This is a genomic window from Pseudomonas halotolerans (assembly GCF_039581215.1).
Taxonomy (GTDB): Bacteria; Pseudomonadota; Gammaproteobacteria; order Pseudomonadales; family Pseudomonadaceae; genus Aquipseudomonas; species Aquipseudomonas tehranensis.
This window is the reverse complement of sequence record NZ_JBCNTJ010000025.1, coordinates 37,299-54,426: the sequence shown is the minus strand read 5'-3', so window position 1 is coordinate 54,426 and position 17,128 is coordinate 37,299. Positions and strand designations below refer to the sequence as shown.

16 protein-coding genes and 1 tRNA gene are annotated in these 17,128 nt (G+C 58.4%); 14 read left to right on the top strand and 3 right to left on the bottom strand.

Translation table 11 applies throughout. The features are described 5' to 3' along the window. Positions 1-75: 75 nt before the first annotated feature. Positions 76-273, bottom strand: a complete 198-nt coding sequence (locus tag AAIS01_RS25100) for a hypothetical protein (protein ID WP_343471164.1) — start codon at positions 271-273, stop codon at positions 76-78. On the opposite strand from AAIS01_RS25100, the gene AAIS01_RS25095 reads away from it, so the two are divergent. The 10 genes from AAIS01_RS25095 to AAIS01_RS25050 all read left to right on the top strand — a co-directional run bounded on the left by AAIS01_RS25095 (position 272) and on the right by AAIS01_RS25050 (position 12,498). Further along, the gene (locus AAIS01_RS25095; RefSeq protein WP_343471163.1) at positions 272-1,300 is read left to right on the top strand and encodes a homoserine dehydrogenase; all 1,029 of its coding nucleotides are present in this window, start codon (positions 272-274) and stop codon (positions 1,298-1,300) included. The genes AAIS01_RS25100 and AAIS01_RS25095 overlap by 2 nt on opposite strands. Continuing rightward, positions 1,297-2,001 (top strand): glutamine amidotransferase, encoded by a 705-nt coding sequence (locus AAIS01_RS25090; RefSeq protein WP_343471162.1) that lies wholly within the window; start codon positions 1,297-1,299, stop codon positions 1,999-2,001. Before AAIS01_RS25095 ends, AAIS01_RS25090 begins: the two co-directional genes overlap by 4 nt. Positions 2,002-2,253: 252 nt before the next feature. Further along, on the top strand, positions 2,254-2,940 hold the full coding sequence (locus tag AAIS01_RS25085) for a hydrolase (protein WP_343471179.1): 687 nt from the start codon (positions 2,254-2,256) through the stop codon (positions 2,938-2,940). Between the two features lie 534 nt (positions 2,941-3,474). Further along, a complete protein-coding gene (locus tag AAIS01_RS25080; RefSeq protein WP_343471161.1) occupies positions 3,475-5,313 on the top strand; it encodes an amidohydrolase in 1,839 nt (612 codons plus the stop codon). A gap of 2 nt (positions 5,314-5,315) precedes the next feature. Further along, entirely contained in the window at positions 5,316-6,914 is a 1,599-nt protein-coding gene (locus AAIS01_RS25075) for an MFS transporter (RefSeq protein ID WP_343471160.1), read from the top strand. Between the two features lie 16 nt (positions 6,915-6,930). Next, complete coding sequence (locus AAIS01_RS25070) at positions 6,931-7,713, top strand: alpha/beta hydrolase (protein ID WP_343471159.1); 783 nt, start codon at positions 6,931-6,933, stop codon at positions 7,711-7,713. 19 nt (positions 7,714-7,732) lie between these two features. Then, positions 7,733-10,852 carry a sensor histidine kinase gene (locus AAIS01_RS25065; RefSeq protein WP_343471158.1) on the top strand — a complete coding sequence of 1,040 codons (3,120 nt, stop codon included), beginning with the start codon at positions 7,733-7,735 and terminating at the stop codon, positions 10,850-10,852. Between the two features lie 29 nt (positions 10,853-10,881). Continuing rightward, positions 10,882-11,487, top strand: coding sequence for a response regulator transcription factor (locus AAIS01_RS25060; protein ID WP_431191947.1), 606 nt, complete (start codon positions 10,882-10,884; stop codon positions 11,485-11,487). Between the two features lie 107 nt (positions 11,488-11,594). Next, on the top strand, positions 11,595-12,263 hold the full coding sequence (locus AAIS01_RS25055) for a helix-turn-helix domain-containing protein (protein ID WP_343471157.1): 669 nt from the start codon (positions 11,595-11,597) through the stop codon (positions 12,261-12,263). Further along, positions 12,220-12,498: an alpha/beta hydrolase fold domain-containing protein gene (locus AAIS01_RS25050; RefSeq protein WP_343471177.1), complete on the top strand. Its 279-nt coding sequence runs from the start codon at positions 12,220-12,222 to the stop codon at positions 12,496-12,498. The genes AAIS01_RS25055 and AAIS01_RS25050 overlap by 44 nt, the downstream gene beginning before the upstream one ends. A gap of 457 nt (positions 12,499-12,955) precedes the next feature. Here AAIS01_RS25050 and AAIS01_RS25045 read toward each other — a convergent pair whose 3' ends face one another. Beyond that, positions 12,956-13,204: a helix-turn-helix domain-containing protein gene (locus tag AAIS01_RS25045; protein ID WP_192264258.1), complete on the bottom strand. Its 249-nt coding sequence runs from the start codon at positions 13,202-13,204 to the stop codon at positions 12,956-12,958. Positions 13,205-13,372: 168 nt separating this feature from the next. Here AAIS01_RS25045 and AAIS01_RS25040 point away from each other — a divergent pair, with 168 nt between their 5' ends. The 3 genes from AAIS01_RS25040 to AAIS01_RS25030 all read left to right on the top strand — a co-directional run bounded on the left by AAIS01_RS25040 (position 13,373) and on the right by AAIS01_RS25030 (position 14,960). Beyond that, complete coding sequence (locus tag AAIS01_RS25040) at positions 13,373-13,651, top strand: hypothetical protein (RefSeq protein ID WP_343471156.1); 279 nt, start codon at positions 13,373-13,375, stop codon at positions 13,649-13,651. Positions 13,652-13,735: 84 nt separating this feature from the next. Next, positions 13,736-14,434, top strand: coding sequence for a hypothetical protein (locus AAIS01_RS25035; protein ID WP_343471155.1), 699 nt, complete (start codon positions 13,736-13,738; stop codon positions 14,432-14,434). A gap of 1 nt (position 14,435) precedes the next feature. Further along, on the top strand, positions 14,436-14,960 hold the full coding sequence (locus AAIS01_RS25030) for a type II toxin-antitoxin system VapC family toxin (protein ID WP_343471154.1): 525 nt from the start codon (positions 14,436-14,438) through the stop codon (positions 14,958-14,960). 198 nt (positions 14,961-15,158) lie between these two features. On the opposite strand, the gene AAIS01_RS25025 is transcribed toward AAIS01_RS25030, so the two are convergent. Beyond that, positions 15,159-15,235, bottom strand: a tRNA-Arg gene (locus AAIS01_RS25025). 350 nt (positions 15,236-15,585) lie between these two features. On the opposite strand from AAIS01_RS25025, the gene gabD reads away from it, so the two are divergent. Next, a complete protein-coding gene (gene gabD, locus AAIS01_RS25020; RefSeq protein ID WP_343471153.1) occupies positions 15,586-17,028 on the top strand; it encodes an NADP-dependent succinate-semialdehyde dehydrogenase in 1,443 nt (480 codons plus the stop codon). Positions 17,029-17,128 lie beyond the last annotated feature (100 nt).

Genomic DNA, 17,128 nt, shown 5'->3' with positions numbered 1-17,128 from the left:
GTCGAGTGGACCCGATCACCTGCGGCGCTGAATGTGTCATGGCGTGCCATAGCGATCAGGGACGAAGTTCCGTGATCATGACGATTGATAATTTTTTCTTTTGCTCATGATCAGAACATATAGTTTTTTATGAGGCTTGTTGCTGGATACGATGATCCCACTCACCAATGAACCGGCGCCGTACCGGCGAACGCGGTAGGCGGGCATGGCGTGGCGGTCCGCCACTTCATCAATAATCTGTTTGCCAGGTAGACGCGAAAGGAGCGAACTCATGCAAACACTCAAGGTTGCCATCGCTGGTTTCGGCGGCGTGGGGCGTGCCACAGCCGACCTGCTGCTGGCCCGGCGTGAGCGCTATCGCCAGGTTTACGGCGTGGACGTTCGCCTGGTGGCGGTGTGCGGATCACGTGCAGGCCTGGCTGACGCGAACGGCCTGCAAGCGAACCAGTTGGATGCCCTGCAGGCTGGTCTGTCAGGACCGGATTTCGTGATGGCGAGCGGCGCAGACGTTCTTATCGAGGCCGGGCCGAGCGATTTTCGCAGCGGCGGGCCGGGTCTTGCCTACCTTCGTACGGCGCTGGCGGCCGGCCAGGACTGCATCGTGATATCGAAGGGCGCCCTGGTCCATAGCGGGCGACAATTGCGCGAACTCGCGCAGGCCTCGGGGGCGATGCTCAAACTCAGTGGCGCGGCGGCCGCCGCCCTGCCGACACTCGACCTGCTCGACCATAGCCTGGCCGGCTGCAAGGTGCTCGCCGTCGAGGGCATCCTCAACGCCACCACCAACTACCTGCTTGACGCCATGAGCACGCAGGGCCTTGGCTTCGATGCGGCGTTGCGTGAAGCGCAGGCAGGAGGCTTCGCCGAAGCTGACCCGCGCAACGACACGCAAGGCTGGGATACCGCCTGCAAGCTCCTGCTGCTCGCCAACTTCGGTCTTGGTGCCGATCTGACGATGGACGACCTGGTGGTCGAAGGCATTCAGTCGGTCACGGCAGAGCGCATCGAGGCCTGGCGCGCGAAGGGGCTCGTTCCCAAGCTGGTCGGCAGCCTCACCCGCGCCGACGGTGCGATCCGCGCCAGCGTCGGCATCAAGACCTATCCGCTGTCCGACCCGTTCGCCCTCGTAAGCGGGAAGAACAAGGCGATCCGTATTAGCAGCGACGCGATGGGTGAGACGCTGGCGATCGGCTGCGGTGTGGAGCCGATCGCCACCGCAGCGGCCGCCCTGAAGGACCTCGAACACATTCTCATGGCCAGGGCCGCGCGGTCCTCCTTTGTTTCGGAATGCTCATCATGACCCTGCGTACCTTGCAAGCCATCCGCCATGTCGGTTTCGAAGACCTTGGCAGTTTTGAGGCGCCCCTGCGCAAAGCCGGCTACACCATCGAGTACGTCGAAGCGGCAGAGCGCGACCTCGGCCAGCTCGACCCGCTTGATGCCGACCTTCTGGTGGTCCTTGGTGGCCCTATTGGCGTCTACGATCACGCCAGCTATCCGCTCCTCACCGACGAGCTAGAGCTATTGCGAGCACGCCTGGCGGCTGACCGACCGACGCTCGGTATCTGCCTCGGTGCGCAGTTGATGGCGGCAGCTCTCGGTGCGCGCGTCTATCCTGGGCCGGCCAAGGAAATCGGCTGGTCGGCCCTCGACCTGACGCCCGCCCTTGAACATCAGCCCCTCGCCGCACTGCGCAACGTGCCCGTTCTGCACTGGCATGGCGACACCTTCGACCTGCCGCAAGGCTGTAGCCTGCTTGCGTCCACCCCGCTCTGTCGCAGTCAGGCGTTCTCTCGCGGGCCCAACGTCCTCGGTCTGCAGTTTCATCCCGAAGTCAGGGGCGCACGATTCGAGCATTGGTTACTGGGGCATGCCAGTGAGCTGGCCACGTCAGGTATCGACCCCGTTGCCTTGCGTCGCGATGCAAAGCGCTATGCAAACGATCTCGAGAAAGCCGGGGCCGTCTTGCTGGACCAATGGTTGGCAGGCATAGATCAATAGTGGCCGACGCACGTGAATGCTGACCATCCCTGTAAAAGCAATCCATTGACCGCATAAATGTTCCAGAACCGTAAGCCTGTCCAATTTTCAGGCGGCCACTCTGGAGATAGTAGCGATGCCTTTCAGAAGGATTGAGGGACTGAGGGCCTACTCAAAACGGGCCTCTCTCTAAGACGTCGCCATGGTTGCAGCCCTGTGCTGAAGCCATGGCGATCATCAGCATTCACGCGCGACACACATCAGGTGATCGAAATGACCAATCCAAAACTCGAAGTGCTGACACCCAGCAATTGCCAAGTGATTTTCATCGATCAACAGCCGCAAATGGCATTTGGTGTACAAAGCATTGATCGGCAGACATTGAAGAACAACACCGTGGGCCTGGCCAAGGCCGCGAAGATTTTCTCGATTCCAACCATCATCACCACGGTCGAAACAGAAAGCTTTTCGGGCCATACCTATCCGGAATTGCTGGCTGTTTTCCCTGAAGCACCGATCCTTGAGCGTACCTCGATGAACTCCTGGGACGACCAGAAAGTCCGCGATGCGCTGAAAAAAAATGGCCGTAACAAAGTGATCGTCTCGGGCTTATGGACCGAAGTCTGCAATACCACCTTCGCGCTGTCAGCGATGCATGATGCCGGCTATGAAATTTATATGGTGGCCGACGCCTCGGGTGGCACCAGCCAAGCTGCGCATGATTACTCCATGCAACGCATGATTCAGGCTGGCGTTGTCCCGGTTACCTGGCAGCAAGTGCTGCTGGAGTGGCAGCGTGACTGGAAGAACCGCGACACCTACGACGCCGTCATGTCATTGGTCAAAGAGCATTCTGGTGCATATGGAATGGGCGTCGACTACGCCTACACCATGGTGCACAAGGCGCCAGAGCGCGTCACACACGGGCCGACGCTGGAACCTGTCGCGGCGAATATCTGACCGCTGCCGGGTCGACCCAGCAGGTCGACCCGACTGCAAATCAATGGACTCCGGTAGCGGGTACACCCTGGGTATACGCCGTTCTTTGCTCTGCGCAGTACTGCCTCTGAAGCCTCCTACTAAACCCTGCTTGATCCCTGGCTCACACAGCAGCAGTGCCGTCCCAAAACCACACATTCATACAATTTCCGCGCCGAGTCCTGCGCAAACATAACCCGCAACGTTGGTCATCCAGGTTCCTGCCGTACGCGGCATTGCCTGGTTATCCCGTTATCCCGTCAGTGCGGTGGTGGACATGCTGAGTATCGTGCTGCTGGTGGTTTATTTGTTCATGCCAATGATGCCCCGGTGGTTAGCTGCCTGGCTCAACCCACAACGTCGCGAGGAATGATCATGAGTGAGGATCCGTCAGACAAAAGCCGTCGCCAGTTTCTCGCTACCAGCTCAGTTCTCGGGGCCGCGGGAGCACTCTGGTCTGCCCTGCCTTTTGCCGGCTCCGCCGGCACCTCTTTCGCCAACTCCCCGGGAGGTTCCATGAAAGCCGATTTGATCCTTTATAACGGCCGCCTGCACACCGTGGATCGGGAAAAGCCACACGCTACAGCTGTCGCCATCAAGGACGGAAAATTCATTGCCGTGGGCAGCGACGTAGAGGTCATGGCGGTCCGCGCAGAGGCGACACAAGTTATAGATCTGCAAAAGCGCACGGTGATACCAGGTCTCAATGACTCGCACCTGCACCTGATTCGTGGTGGTCTGAACTACAACCTGGAACTGCGCTGGGAGGGTGTCCCATCTCTCGCCGACGCGTTACGGATGCTCAAAGAGCAGGCCGATCGCACACCTGCTCCGCAATGGGTGCGGGTGGTGGGCGGCTGGAATGAATTCCAGTTCGCCGAGCGCCGCCTACCGACCCTGGAGGAATTGAACAAGGCCGCACCCGATACGCCGGTATTCGTCCTGCACCTTTATGACCGCGCCCTCCTCAATCGGGCGGCACTGCGCGTTGTCGGCTATACCCGCGATACGCCGAACCCGCCGGGCGGAGAAATTGTCCGCGACAGCAATGGCGAACCCACCGGCATGCTGGTGGCAAAACCCAACGCGATGATTCTCTACTCGACCCTGGCCAAGGGACCAACGCTGCCGCTGGAATACCAGGTCAACTCGACACGCCAGTTTATGCGCGAACTCAACCGCCTTGGCGTGACCAGTGCCATCGATGCTGGCGGTGGTTTCCAGAACTATCCCGACGACTACGAGGTGGTCCGCGAGCTGGCCAAGCACAACCAGTTGAGTGTGCGCATCGCCTACAACCTGTTCACCCAGAAGCCCAAGGAAGAGCTGACCGACTTCAAGAACTGGAGCGGCATGGTCAAGCCTGGCGATGGCGATGACTTCTTCAGGCACAACGGGGCCGGCGAAATGCTGGTGTTCTCTGCCGCAGATTTCGAAGACTTCCTCGAACCTCGCCCAGACCTTGCACCGACTATGGAGCAGGACCTGGAGCCCGTGGTCCGTCACTTGGTGGAGCAGCGCTGGCCGTTCCGGCTGCACGCGACCTACGATGAATCCATTTCGCGGATGCTCGATGTGTTCGAGCGGGTCGATCGCGACATTCCCTTCAACGGCCTGCCATGGTTCTTCGATCACGCTGAAACCATCAGCCCGAAGAATATCGAGCGGGTACGCGCCCTTGGCGGTGGCATTGCCATTCAGGACCGCATGGCCTTCCAAGGCGAGTATTTCGTCGACCGTTACGGCAGCAAGGCCGCCGAGCAGACCCCGCCCATTCAACGCATGCTGGCCGAAGGCGTACCCGTGGGTGCGGGAACCGATGCAACCCGCGTCTCCAGCTACAATCCCTGGACCTCGCTTTATTGGCTGGTCAGCGGCCGAACCGTTGGCGGGCTGGAGCTTTACCCCAACGGCCTTTCACGTGACACCGCACTGCAGCTCTTTACCCATGGCAGTGCCTGGTTCTCGTCAGAGCAAGGCAAGAAGGGCCAGATCAAGGTCGGGCAACTGGCCGATCTCACGGCCCTGTCGGCGGACTTCTTCAGTGTCGAGGAGGAGGCGATCAAGTGGATCGAATCCGTGCTGACCATCGTCGACGGCAAAGTGGTCTATGGTGCCGCGGAGTTCGACCAGCTGTCGCCCCCCAGCCTTCCGGTCATGCCGGACTGGTCACCGGTTGCCAAGGTACCCGGCCACTGGCGTCCCGCTTCACCGCTGCTGACTCAGGTGCATCAATGCTCAGGCCCTTGCGCGGTGCATGCGCACAGCCATGACAAGGTGCGCCGGTCATCCGTACCCATCAGTGACTACCAAGGCTTCTGGGGCGCCTTCGGCTGCTCCTGCTTCGCTTTCTGATCATGGAGACGGCTATCGAAAAGCGTTCCCCCTGGAGCGCGCTGCGCCATAGCACTTTCCGCTGGCTATGGCTGGCCAGCATCGCCTCCAACATCGGCACCTGGATGCACGAGGTAGGGGCCGGCTGGTTGATGACGACGCTGTCAGCCAGCCCCATGCACGTTGCCTTGGTGCAGGTTGCAGGCTCCGCGCCGATGTTCTTTCTTGCTCTTCCCGCCGGTGCCATGGCCGACATCGTCGACAAGCGTCGCTACCTGCTCAAGGTGCAAGTGTGGATGGCCGTGGTGGCGATGCTCCTGGCTCTGCTCACGCTCAACGGCATGATGACCGTCTCGCTGCTGCTGCTCCTCACCCTGGGCATGGGCGCGGGAACGGCGCTGATGATGCCGGCCTGGTCAGCGTTGACGCCCGAACTGGTCGACAAGCGCGACCTTGGTTCGGCCATCGCCCTGTCCAGCCTCGGCATCAACGTCGCCCGGGCCATCGGGCCGGCGGTTGCCGGGGTGTTGGTCAGCCTCACCGGCCCCTGGGCCACTTTCGCGCTGAACGCCGTGTCGTTCTTCGCGGTGATGGCGGTGCTGTACACCTGGAAACGCGAACAGGCACCTGCGCTGTTCCCGGCGGAACGGCTGCTCGGGGCCATGCGCGCAGGCTGGCGTTACAGCCGCAGCTCCCAGCCGTTGCAAGCGGTGCTGGTGCGGTCGGCGGCATTCTTCGTCGGCGCCAGTGCTGGCATGTCGCTGCTGCCGTTGATCGTGCGCGGTGAGCTGAACGGCAGCGCCAGCGATTTCGGCCTGCTGCTCGGCAGCGTCGGCATCGGTGCAGTGCTCGGCGCGACTTTACTGCCGCGCATCCGTGATGCGGTGAAACCCGATCACCTGGTAGCCGGCTCCAGCCTGCTCTACGCCTTGGTGCTTGCCGCCCTGGCCGGGGTGCGCAACTTGTACTGGCTGATACCGGTGATGATGATCAGTGGCGCGGCCTGGATCGCCGTGCTGTCGAGCCTGCAAATGGCGGCACAGACCTCCGTACCCAACTGGGTCCGGGCGCGGGCGTTGTCGGTATACATCCTGGTGTTCTTTGGCAGCATGGCGGCCGGTGGCGCGCTTTGGGGCTTGGTCGCCAGTCACCTGTCGATCAGCCTCACCCTGCTGATCGCTGGCGGGCTCCTGCTGGCGGGCATCGTGCTGACCCTGCGCTTCCACCTGCCGGTGACCGAAGCCGAAGACTTGGCACCGTCCCTGCACTGGCCTGCTCCTATTCTGAGCGAGGAACAGGATCAGGAGCGCGGACCGGTCATGGTCACCCTTGAGTACCAGATTGATCCGCCGCAAGCGGAACAGTTTCTCGTTGCCATGAAGGATGTACGCCGCATGCGAATGCGCAATGGTGCCTTTTCCTGGGGACTGGTCCAGGACAGTGAGCATCCGCAACGTTGGCTGGAATTCTTCTTTGATGAGTCCTGGCTCGAACATATGCGCCATCACGGCCGGGTGACCCGCGCTGAACAACGCACCGAGGCTGCGGCTCGCCAGTTCCAGGTTGCCGGGGTGGCCATACGCATTCACCACTACCTGGCACCCACTAAGTCCCACACCTGAGCGCATGGGATCAGGGATGAATACAACCGTACTGTTCATACATGGCGAATGGCTGTCTGCCGCCGCCTGGGATCATTTCTCCAGCCGCTATCGGGCATGTGGCTACGCCTGCGTTGCACCCCCCTGGCCCTTATCGGAGGGCCCGCCAGAGAGGCTGCGCGAGGCGCCACATACCGACTTCTCAAGGCTTGGGATCACACAAATAATTGAGCACTATGCAGCGCTGATTCGGCGCATGCCTCAGCCCCCCTTGTTGATTGGCCACTCGCTGGGTGGCCTGCTCGTACAAATACTTTTGGATCGTGGTCTTGGCTGTGCCGGGATATCGATCACCGCGATGCCCCCTCGTGGGTTAATGCCTCGCTTGAGCATCCTCTACAAGGCGATCCCCATGCGCATGGCGTGGGGCAGTTGGAAGCGAGTGATGTATTTCCCGCTACGAGAGTTTGCCCAACCATTGACTCGGGTTTTGGCGATCCAGGACCTTTCTCTGCTACATGCAAGCCATATCGTGCCCGCACCGGGGCGGGTGTTCTTTGAAGCGGCTTTCGGTATTGGCACATATGTCGACTTCGCCAATGACCACAGAGCACCGCTGCTGTTGATCGCCGCCGAGAACGATCACAGCATACGGCCATGCCTGGTGACGTCGAACTATCGGCAATACAATCGCTCGGCGGCCAGTACCTCGTTCAAATGCTTTGCCGGGCACAGCCACTGGCTCATCGCCGAACCCGGTTGGGAGCAAATAGCTGACTACACCATTGAATGGGCGCAAACTCAACTGGGTCGCTTTTGATTAATTTCAGGTTCACGCGGTGATTAGCGTATCGGGCTTTTCCCCAGCCAAACAGCAGAAGCCAACCCCAGGAAATCGCTGGCGCACCTGCACGGCGCTGGCAATCTATATGCTGTTGATTGGCCTGCAATGGTTCAGTCCGACCGTCACGGCCGCCGACTACTTACTGGACAAGCTGGAGCACCACCGCTGGACCGTCGCTGATGAAGGCCCCAATCAGGTCGGGGCCTTGGCTCAGACCCGAGACGGTTATCTCTGGCTTGGAACCAACGATTCGCTCTATCGCTTTGATGGCCTGGACTTCGCGCGATACATCCCGCCAGACGGCAAGCCGCTGGGCATCATTTCCGTACTCAAGGCGGAGGATGAAGGCTTGTGGGCCGGCCTGCGTGCAGGCGGCGTTAGCCTGATCACCGACACAGGCATCACCCGTTACCCAGTCAGTGGTGGGTTGCCTGGCGGGGTGATCTATAGCATCGCCAAGGATCGCAATGGCGCAGTCTGGATCGCCGCCAACGATGGTTTGGCGCGTTTTGACGGTAACGCGTGGCAACGTATCGGTACCGAATGGAACTTTCCGGGGCGAAATGCCCGTGCTGTGCTCGTCGACCGTGATGGCACGCTATGGGCAGCCAATGAAGATCGACTTTTCTACCTGCCGTCAGGTGCCAAAGCGTTTATCGATGCAGGCATTGCGGTGGGTTGGGTGAGTCATATGGCTCAGGCTCCAGATGGGGCCATCTGGATGGCAGAGCGGTATGGCGGTTCACTGCGCCGAATCGTGCCAAACGAAGGGGATGCGGCTACCCAGGTGACCGTCATCGATGGTGCCAATGGTTTGTTATTCGACAGCACGGGGGCGCTATGGGTGGGCACCAGCGGTAAAGGCGTTCGCTATGTACACGCCTCTGCCAGCCTCAGTGCTCTATCGATAACTGACGTACGCAGTCACCAGGAAGCGTTCATGGCCAAGGATGGCTTGAGTGCAGATATCGTTCTCCCATTACTCGAAGATGTCGACGGCAATATTTGGGTGGGCACCAGTGCCGGGCTAGACCGTTTTCGGCCAAGCGCTCTGGTCTCGGCCGCATTTCCACACAACGCCCAGAATTTGGCATTGGTTGCCGGTGCGGCAGGCAGTGTCTGGGCAGGTACCAGCAACCTACCGGCAATGCGCCTGAGCAGTACCGGATTGGCCACTCTGGATATACCGGCACCGATCAGTAATGCCTTCAGTGATGTTAACGGTGATATCTGGATGGCTGGCAGCAGGGGTATCTGGCGTGCGCAAGGCGACAAAATCGAACGAGTTGCGTCATTGCCGACCCAGGATGGGCTTGACTCAGCCGTCCGTGCGATGACGCTCGATCAGGCGGGCAACCTGTGGGTTTCGATCAACCGCAAGGGGCTGTTCGTTCTTCGAAGCGGGCGTTGGTCAATGGTTGCGCCGCCGAATGCTGACCCAAGCCAGTTAATGCCTGTCACCGCTACCACCGATCCGCTTGGCAGACTCTGGTTCGGCTACCGCAATAATCTGATTGTGACCCACGACGACAAGGTCCAACGACACTGGGGAGCAGACGAAGGCTTAAAGGTGGGTCATGTCACGGCGATGCTGCATCAGGGCCGCCTCACCTGGGTGGGTGGCCAGCGTGGAGTGGCCTTCTTCGATGGTGAGCGCTTCCACAGCCTTCACCTACCGGACAATGGGCTGTTCGACAATATCTACGCGATTCTAGCCGTACCTCCCAGAGAACCAGAAGGTGAGGGGAGCTATGATCTCTGGCTCCATGGCAAAGCCGGGGTTTATCAGTTGACCGCTCGTGAGGTAAAGCGCGCCATCGCTGACCCGCAATACCCGATACGTTACCGAAGCTATGAGGTGATTGGTGGCCTGGCCAATGACCCGCACCAAGTACTCCCATTACCCACTGCAGTGCGTAGTACGGATGGACGTTTATGGTTCAGCACCAGTAAGGGCGTGACCTGGATTGATCCGACTCGCTATGTGCAGAGTAAAGCGGCCCCCAAGGTAGTCATCCAATCACTCAATGTCGATGGTAAGGAGCCCCGGCCAAGTGAGTTGTCACAACTGGGCGCAGAGCCACAGAGAATCGAAATCTCTTATGCCGCGCTGAGTCTCTCAGGCATGCAAGGTTTGCACTTTCGCTATCTGTTAGAGGGGTTCGACACCGACTGGCAGCAGGCGGGTTCAAAACGCAGTGCCATCTATACGGGGCTCGGTCCTGGGGATTATCGGTTCCGCGTATTAGCGTCCAATCAGGATGGAATACTGAGCACCGAGGAGGCCGTGCTCAGCTTCAGTATTCGACCCGTTTTCTACCGCACCCCACTGTTTATAATGTTGAGCGGTCTAACAGTGGCGAGTATTTTGTGGATGCTGCATCGGTTCAATGTTCGCCGTTCAGCCCAGCATCTGCGTGACCGTCTTGAGGAACGCCATGCCGAGCGCGAGCGAATCGCCCGTGAACTGCATGACACCCTGCTCCAGGGTGTGCAGGGCCTTATGTTGAGTTTCCAGGCGGCCACTGAGCAAATCCCCAGTACTCATCCAGCACGATGCAAAATGGAGAGAGCGCTAGACCGTGCAGATCAGGTTTTGGTGGAGGCACGAGAGCGGGTGAGTAACCTGCGCGATCTGAACGAGCCAGCTCTGAATCTGATCGATGCATTTGCCGCTGTCACGAGTGAGCTGCAGTTGGAAGGCAGTACGCGCTTTACCCTGAACAGCCACGGCACGCCACTGCCGCTGCACCCTATAGTCGGAGAAGAAAGCTACCGGATAGGCTGTGAAGCGATCATGAACGCCTTTCGGCATGCCAATGCGCAGAACGTGGACATCCGGATCGTCTACACCCGGCACGCATTTCAGCTAAGCGTTGGCGATAATGGTAGCGGCATCGACCCACAGTATCTGCCGCCCAATATCCGCCCCGATCACTGGGGCTTACACGGCATGCTGGAGCGGGCCCAAAAAATAGGCGGCCGGCTGTCTATTCAAAGAGGGGCCCACAATGGCACTGAAATTCAACTGACTGTACCCGCATCAACGGCCTACCGACGTATCCCGCGACGTCGCAGCCAGTGGCTACGTGCATTGACTCAATTGAGGCCCTAAGCGTGCATCCGGAGAATGAACAGATACGCGTGCTGGTCGTCGACGACCACCCTCTGCTGCGCGAGGGTATAGCGGCCGTCCTTGAAGCCCAATCAGACATAGTGCTGGTCGGCGAGGCGACCAATGGCTGCGAAGCGCTTCAGCTATTTCGCTCGCTGCGCCCGGACGTCACCCTGATGGATCTACAAATGCCCGAGATGGATGGTATCGAGGCGATTCATGCCATTTGCGCCGAGTTTCCTGGCGCGCGCATTGCCATCCTGACCACCTATCGGGGTGATGTACGGGCATTGCATGCAATCAAGGCGGGGGCGCTCGGCTACTTATTGAAAAGTAGTCTGCGCAAGGAATTGCTGGATGCCATCCGCTCCATTGCTGCCGGCAAGCGCCATATCCCGGCAGAGATAGCGGTTGAGCTGGCTGATCACTTAAGCCGTGGCTCCCTGACCGCTCGTGAAATCCAGGTCCTGCAATGTGTCGCCATGGGTAAGCCCAACAAGCAAATCGCGACGGAACTCATGATCGCGGAGGACACCATCAAGGGGCATTTAAGAAGCATCATGGACAAGTTGGGTGCCAGCAATCGCACCCATGCGGTCACCCTCGGCATTCAGCGCGGCATCATCACTGTCTAATACCCCACTTTTGAGGGGGGCGCGCGCCCCCCATTGTTGTCTTATGCGCGATCAGCGCACGGCCTAGCATGGCGTCGGACACAAAAGATCCACAGTGGAGCACCGCCATGCGTGCCACCTTGCATGCCGTTACCCCGGCAACCGCAGTAGACAGCCAGACTCAGCGCTGTATTTCCGACGAAACGTATGATGGCGTCATGCAATTGCTTAGCGAGGCTCAAGCGCACCTGAGCATCGATCGTGACTCAGCTTGTCTATGCCTGACCCGTGCCCTGGTCATGATGCAAAAGAGCGATAGCCCGTTAAAAAGCCGCCACGGCTGCCTATCCAGTTGGCAAACTAAACGTGTGGTTGACTACATCGACACTAACCTCGACTCATCAATACGCACAAGTCAGATGGCTGCGGTTCTAAGCCTGAGCGTCAGCTACTTCTCGCATGCTTTCAAAAATACTTTTGGTGTAACGCCGCTGGTTTACGTCGCACGTCGGCGCATCGAATCTGCTCGACAGATCATGCTCACGACCGACTCCTCGCTGACCGACATCGCCCACAGCCACGGATTCTGTGACCAATCTCATTTCATCCGGACCTTCCGCCGCCAGATCGGGGTTACACCTCAGGCCTGGCGACGGTTGTGCGATGCAGGGTTATACGAGGAACAGACCCGTTCCGCCCCCATAACATTGGCCACTTCTAGACAATCAGTGTGCAGCGCTATCGCCGCCGGACATCGAAGCTCAGGGGCTTGCGCCGGCACTCATCCAAACCGCTGAATTCGATGTGTTGTGTGATATAGGCGAAGCATATGCACGCCACCTGGACACCGCCGTGACGATTACTATTTCGCGCTACAACGATAAGACTCACGACTGCGGGATGCTCAATCCACCGGCACATCTACCCGCGATGCACACAGCCATGCGCCAGACTGGTCTTGAGTTGAAGCAGTACTTGGACAAGCAGATGGCAGCTCGATACGGCTGCTCCACTTCATGCGACACAGCTTGATAGTGATCACAGCTAACTTGCTGAAGTTTGCAACGATAGCCCTTATAAAAGCCATTAGTGCCCACCAACGCTCAGCAGATAAGGGCAGTGGTCAAAGTCGTGTCGATACATTCCGGTGCCAATTTAGAGGGGCACAGAATGGACACATTTTGGACACATGAAAAACGAAAGGGCTTAGGTTTTATATGGTGCACCAGACGGGTCCGAACCCACGACCCCTGCCTTCGGAGTCCTAAAAGTCGACCTAGTTGGAGCTGCCGAAGGCTGCGATTTTTTGATATTTCGCTTGAGACTCAAGTGTCTGCGCAAAGATCGCAGCCTCGCTTCGCTCGGCGGCTCCTACAGCCGAGCGGGGGGCAAGCTCCCCGACACAATGGCTTACGCAAGCCATAAATGAACGGGGCTACGATCCACGACCTAGACATTTGAAATGCTAGCGGGCCCAGAAGCTGATGGATCATTCGACCTTGAGCGCCCTTTCGTAGTCAGCTGAAAAGCTCGTCAAATCCGTACCCAAAACCAAACACAAATCCCGCAACTGAACCGTATCCAGCCTTCGCACCCCTCGCTCCACATCGCTCATGAATGACTGCGGTCTGCCCAGCGCTGTCGAACACTGTGCCTGAGTCAGCCCGGATTCGATGCGCATGCGCTTGAGTACCTGTAGAAAAACCTCGTGCTCGCGTCGATAAATAGCTTTGGTCATGGCTGCATCCATTGAGATTCGCTTTGCCACGCTATATCTGCTTTTCGGATATCCGAATTTCAGGTATTTTGGTTTGAATGACGGATGGGGCGGAGTCTCCAAGCTCTTTCGGGACGCCTGAAGCGCGCTTCATTCATTTATCGATTCATCTGACAAGGAGTCATGCTCATGTCGCATTACATACCGTTGCAAACCAACAATCCCCACTGCCCTGTCCTACTGATCGACAGCCAGATGCCCACTGCAATGCTGATCGACAGTGCGCTCAGCCGCATCAAGGCCGGGACCGACCTTTTGGAAAGCATCACTTCGGTCACGATCAAGGGCATCGACGATGGGGATTTGTATCGATTTACCAACGCGGCGTATTTGCTGCTGCGAGAAGGTTCGGATTTGTTGGAAGTGGTGAGTCGGAGCGTCGATGGTGCTGGCAGGGTAGCGTTGTAGGCTGTTGAGCCGGGCACAGCGTTACAAATGCAGGCGTAGCAGGATCATTTGAGCGGAACTATACTCGCCAGTATGAAAAAGCTGATGCTCGAACTCGACGGAACCGACCCAGGCAAGCTCTCAATGGCTCGCTTGACGGATTATCTGTGTGAGCTCGCTGAGCTTTTCGGCTCGCAAGATAATGTTCATTTTGACTCTGTCACTGAAGGCTGTGTCTGCCTGAATACGTGGGTGGAGGATGAGAAGTATCCCCACGTCTTGAACCGAGTGCGGGAAGCCGCTCAGGGAATTGGCCCTAAGCGCGCACGAAAAGCTTACCTGCAGCTATCTGCACTGATGGAGCAAGATCGAGTGGATGGTGTCTTGCAAGCAGCGGATGCGAACATTCTTCAGTTTCCAAAGGCCAAGGCCGCTCCCCCCCCCATGGTTGTCATCAAGCAGGGTAGCGTCCAAGGTCGCTTGTATGTGGTAGGTGGGAAAGACGAGACCGTTCCTGTTCGGCTTGAGGGCGCTGGCGGCGAAACTCTTCTTTGTGAAGCCGATACAGCATTGGCTGAACAACTGGGCAAGCTGTTGTTCAAGTACGTCCGCGTCCATGGAAAAGGGGAGTGGGAAAGTCGGCCGCATGGTGGCTGGCGACTGCGAAAAATGTTCATTCAATCCTACGAGAAACTTGAAAAAACCTCCTTGCGTAGCGCGGTTACCCAGCTCAAAGAACTCGGTGGGATCACCTGGAGCGAGATGGATGATCCTCATGGAGCGATTCAGGACCTAAGGGGATGAGGTGCGTATAGTTCTCGATACCAACGTTCTCGTCCAAGCCTTGGGAAATGCAAAGGACGGTATCGTCTTGGTTGATCCCGCCACTGGTCACAATATTGACAGGCCGGGGGCTAGGGCTGAGGCCCTAATCGAATTAGTCGATTCAAGAGGCGGGACGGTGCTGATTCCAACACCTGCACTGGCTGAGTATCTGGTTGGCATTGATCGGAATTTTCATCAGAGCCACCTCGATGTCATAAACGGCTTCTCGTGTTTCGAGATCGTATCGTTTGATCAGATCGCTGCGGTCGAATGTGCCCGTATGGTCGATGACAGTGAACTGAAGGTGCTCGATCCGGCAGCAACGAAAGCCAAGTTACGCTTTGATCGCCAGATTATTGCTACTGCTCTTGCAACCAACGCGGATGAAGTGTGGACTCATGATGCGGGGCTTTATTCCAAGGCTCAGAAGTGCGGGCTTGTAGTGAAGTCATTAGGTGATGTTGAGCCAGCCCCTGAGCAACTTGAGGTCGATCTCGACCACTGAATACCTGCCAACGACGGGTTTCACGGGAAGGCCCCCTTTCCCTATTGCATTAGCAACACAGCCCCTGCCGGTTGATGCGCTTCGGTGCTGATACTGCTCAGGGTTTTTTATTGGCTGAGTTTTCCCCTTACAGGTCCTGAGGGGGCTTGCCACAAAAAAGCCCCAATCCGTGAGGACTGGGGCTTTTGATTCTGCAGATGGTGCACCAGGCGGGATTCGAACCCACGACCCCTGCCTTCGGAGGGCAGTACTCTATCCAGCTGAGCTACTGGTGCGACGCGGGCGCCATGATACTCATATGCAATGCGGGCGTCCATGCTGCTGATTTGCCGGTGTTTTCATAAGCATAGGCGTGCATCGGCTACGCTGATCAGAAAAAGCGGGCAAATTTGGCTTTTTCGTTCTTTTTTTCGAACAGCCTATTGTCCTTCACCCCCATCGGCCCTAGGATTCGTTTGAGATTTCAAACGCTCTTGTCTGGGTGCTGAACCGCACGTCTGTGCTTAATGTGCGTTATTTCTGTGCTTCAGCCCGGTGGATGATTTCCCTGACGGCAGCCCTTGAGGCGCCTTTCTACACATCTAATTCGCTCCGCGTGCGCGCGGTGCTGTTAAGGAAAGCCGACATGCAGCTTAAAGATCCCCAGTTGTTCCGCCAGCAAGCCTTTATCGATGGCGCTTGGGTTGATGCGGACAATGGTCAGACGATCAAGGTCAACAACCCAGCAACGGGCGAAATTCTGGGCACCGTGCCGAAAATGGGCGCTGCCGAAACCCGCCGGGCGATTGAAGCCGCCGACAAGGCGCTGCCGGCCTGGCGTGGGCTGACCGCCAAGGAGCGCGCCAACAAGCTGCGCCGTTGGTACGAATTGCTGATCGAAAACCAGGACGATCTCGGTCGCCTGATGACCCTGGAACAAGGCAAGCCGCTGGCCGAAGCCAAGGGCGAAATCGTCTACGCCGCTTCCTTCATCGAGTGGTTCGCCGAAGAAGCCAAGCGCATCTACGGTGATGTGATTCCCGGCCACCAGCCCGACAAGCGCCTGATCGTGATCAAGCAGCCGATCGGTGTGACTGCGGCGATTACCCCGTGGAACTTCCCGGCCGCGATGATCACCCGCAAGGCCGGTCCAGCCTTGGCTGCTGGCTGCACCATGGTCATCAAGCCGGCTTCCCAGACCCCGTTCTCGGCCCTGGCGCTGGTTGAGCTGGCCCACCGTGCCGGCATCCCGCAAGGCGTGCTGAGCGTGGTCACCGGCAGTGCCGGCGACATCGGCGGCGAGCTGACCAGCAACCCGATCGTGCGCAAGCTGTCGTTCACTGGCTCGACCGAGATCGGTCGCCAGTTGATGGCCGAATGTGCCAAGGACATCAAGAAAGTCTCCCTGGAACTGGGCGGCAACGCGCCGTTCATCGTGTTCGACGACGCAGACCTGGATAAGGCCGTCGAAGGCGCGATCATTTCCAAATACCGCAACAACGGTCAGACCTGCGTCTGCGCCAACCGTCTCTACATCCAGGATTCGGTGTACGACGCCTTCGCTGAAAAACTCAAAGTGGCAGTCGCCAAGCTCAAGATTGGCAATGGTCTGGAGGACGGCACTACTACCGGTCCGTTGATCGACGAGAAAGCGGTGGCCAAGGTGCAAGAGCACATCGCTGATGCGGTCAGCAAAGGCGCGACCGTGCTGGCTGGCGGCAAGGCCATGGAAGGCAACTTCTTCGAGCCGACGATCCTGACCAACGTACCGAAAAACGCCGCTGTGGCGAAGGAAGAAACCTTCGGCCCGTTGGCGCCGCTGTTTCGCTTCAAAGACGAAGCCGAAGTGATCGCGATGTCCAACGACACTGAGTTCGGTCTGGCCTCGTACTTCTATGCCCGCGACCTGGGCCGTGTGTTCCGCGTGGCCGAGGCTCTGGAATACGGCATGGTTGGCGTCAACACCGGTTTGATCTCCAACGAGGTCGCGCCGTTCGGCGGCATCAAGGCCTCGGGCCTGGGCCGTGAAGGCTCCAAGTACGGCATTGAGGATTACCTGGAAATCAAATACCTCTGCCTCGGTATCTGATCCTGCTGCAAGCGCAAAGGGCACGAGAGCGCTGTCCCTTTGCGCGTTTCACCCGTTCTGTTTCTTGTGGCCGGAACGCTGTGACAGTCGATCATCGCAT

Bases quoted from the DNA above. Each gene is read 5' to 3' on its own strand.
- AAIS01_RS25095 (WP_343471163.1), top strand. From the start codon at position 272: ATGCAAACACTCAAGGTTGCCATCGCTGGTTTCGGCGGCGTGGGGCGT.
- AAIS01_RS25100 (WP_343471164.1), bottom strand. From the start codon at position 273: ATGAGTTCGCTCCTTTCGCGTCTACCTGGCAAACAGATTATTGATGAA.
- AAIS01_RS25090 (WP_343471162.1), top strand. From the start codon at position 1,297: ATGACCCTGCGTACCTTGCAAGCCATCCGCCATGTCGGTTTCGAAGAC.
- AAIS01_RS25085 (WP_343471179.1), top strand. From the start codon at position 2,254: ATGACCAATCCAAAACTCGAAGTGCTGACACCCAGCAATTGCCAAGTG.
- AAIS01_RS25080 (WP_343471161.1), top strand. From the start codon at position 3,475: ATGAAAGCCGATTTGATCCTTTATAACGGCCGCCTGCACACCGTGGAT.
- AAIS01_RS25075 (WP_343471160.1), top strand. From the start codon at position 5,316: ATGGAGACGGCTATCGAAAAGCGTTCCCCCTGGAGCGCGCTGCGCCAT.
- AAIS01_RS25070 (WP_343471159.1), top strand. From the start codon at position 6,931: ATGAATACAACCGTACTGTTCATACATGGCGAATGGCTGTCTGCCGCC.
- AAIS01_RS25055 (WP_343471157.1), top strand. From the start codon at position 11,595: ATGCGTGCCACCTTGCATGCCGTTACCCCGGCAACCGCAGTAGACAGC.
- AAIS01_RS25045 (WP_192264258.1), bottom strand. From the start codon at position 13,204: ATGACCAAAGCTATTTATCGACGCGAGCACGAGGTTTTTCTACAGGTA.
- AAIS01_RS25040 (WP_343471156.1), top strand. From the start codon at position 13,373: ATGTCGCATTACATACCGTTGCAAACCAACAATCCCCACTGCCCTGTC.
- AAIS01_RS25035 (WP_343471155.1), top strand. From the start codon at position 13,736: ATGCTCGAACTCGACGGAACCGACCCAGGCAAGCTCTCAATGGCTCGC.
- gabD (WP_343471153.1), top strand. From the start codon at position 15,586: ATGCAGCTTAAAGATCCCCAGTTGTTCCGCCAGCAAGCCTTTATCGAT.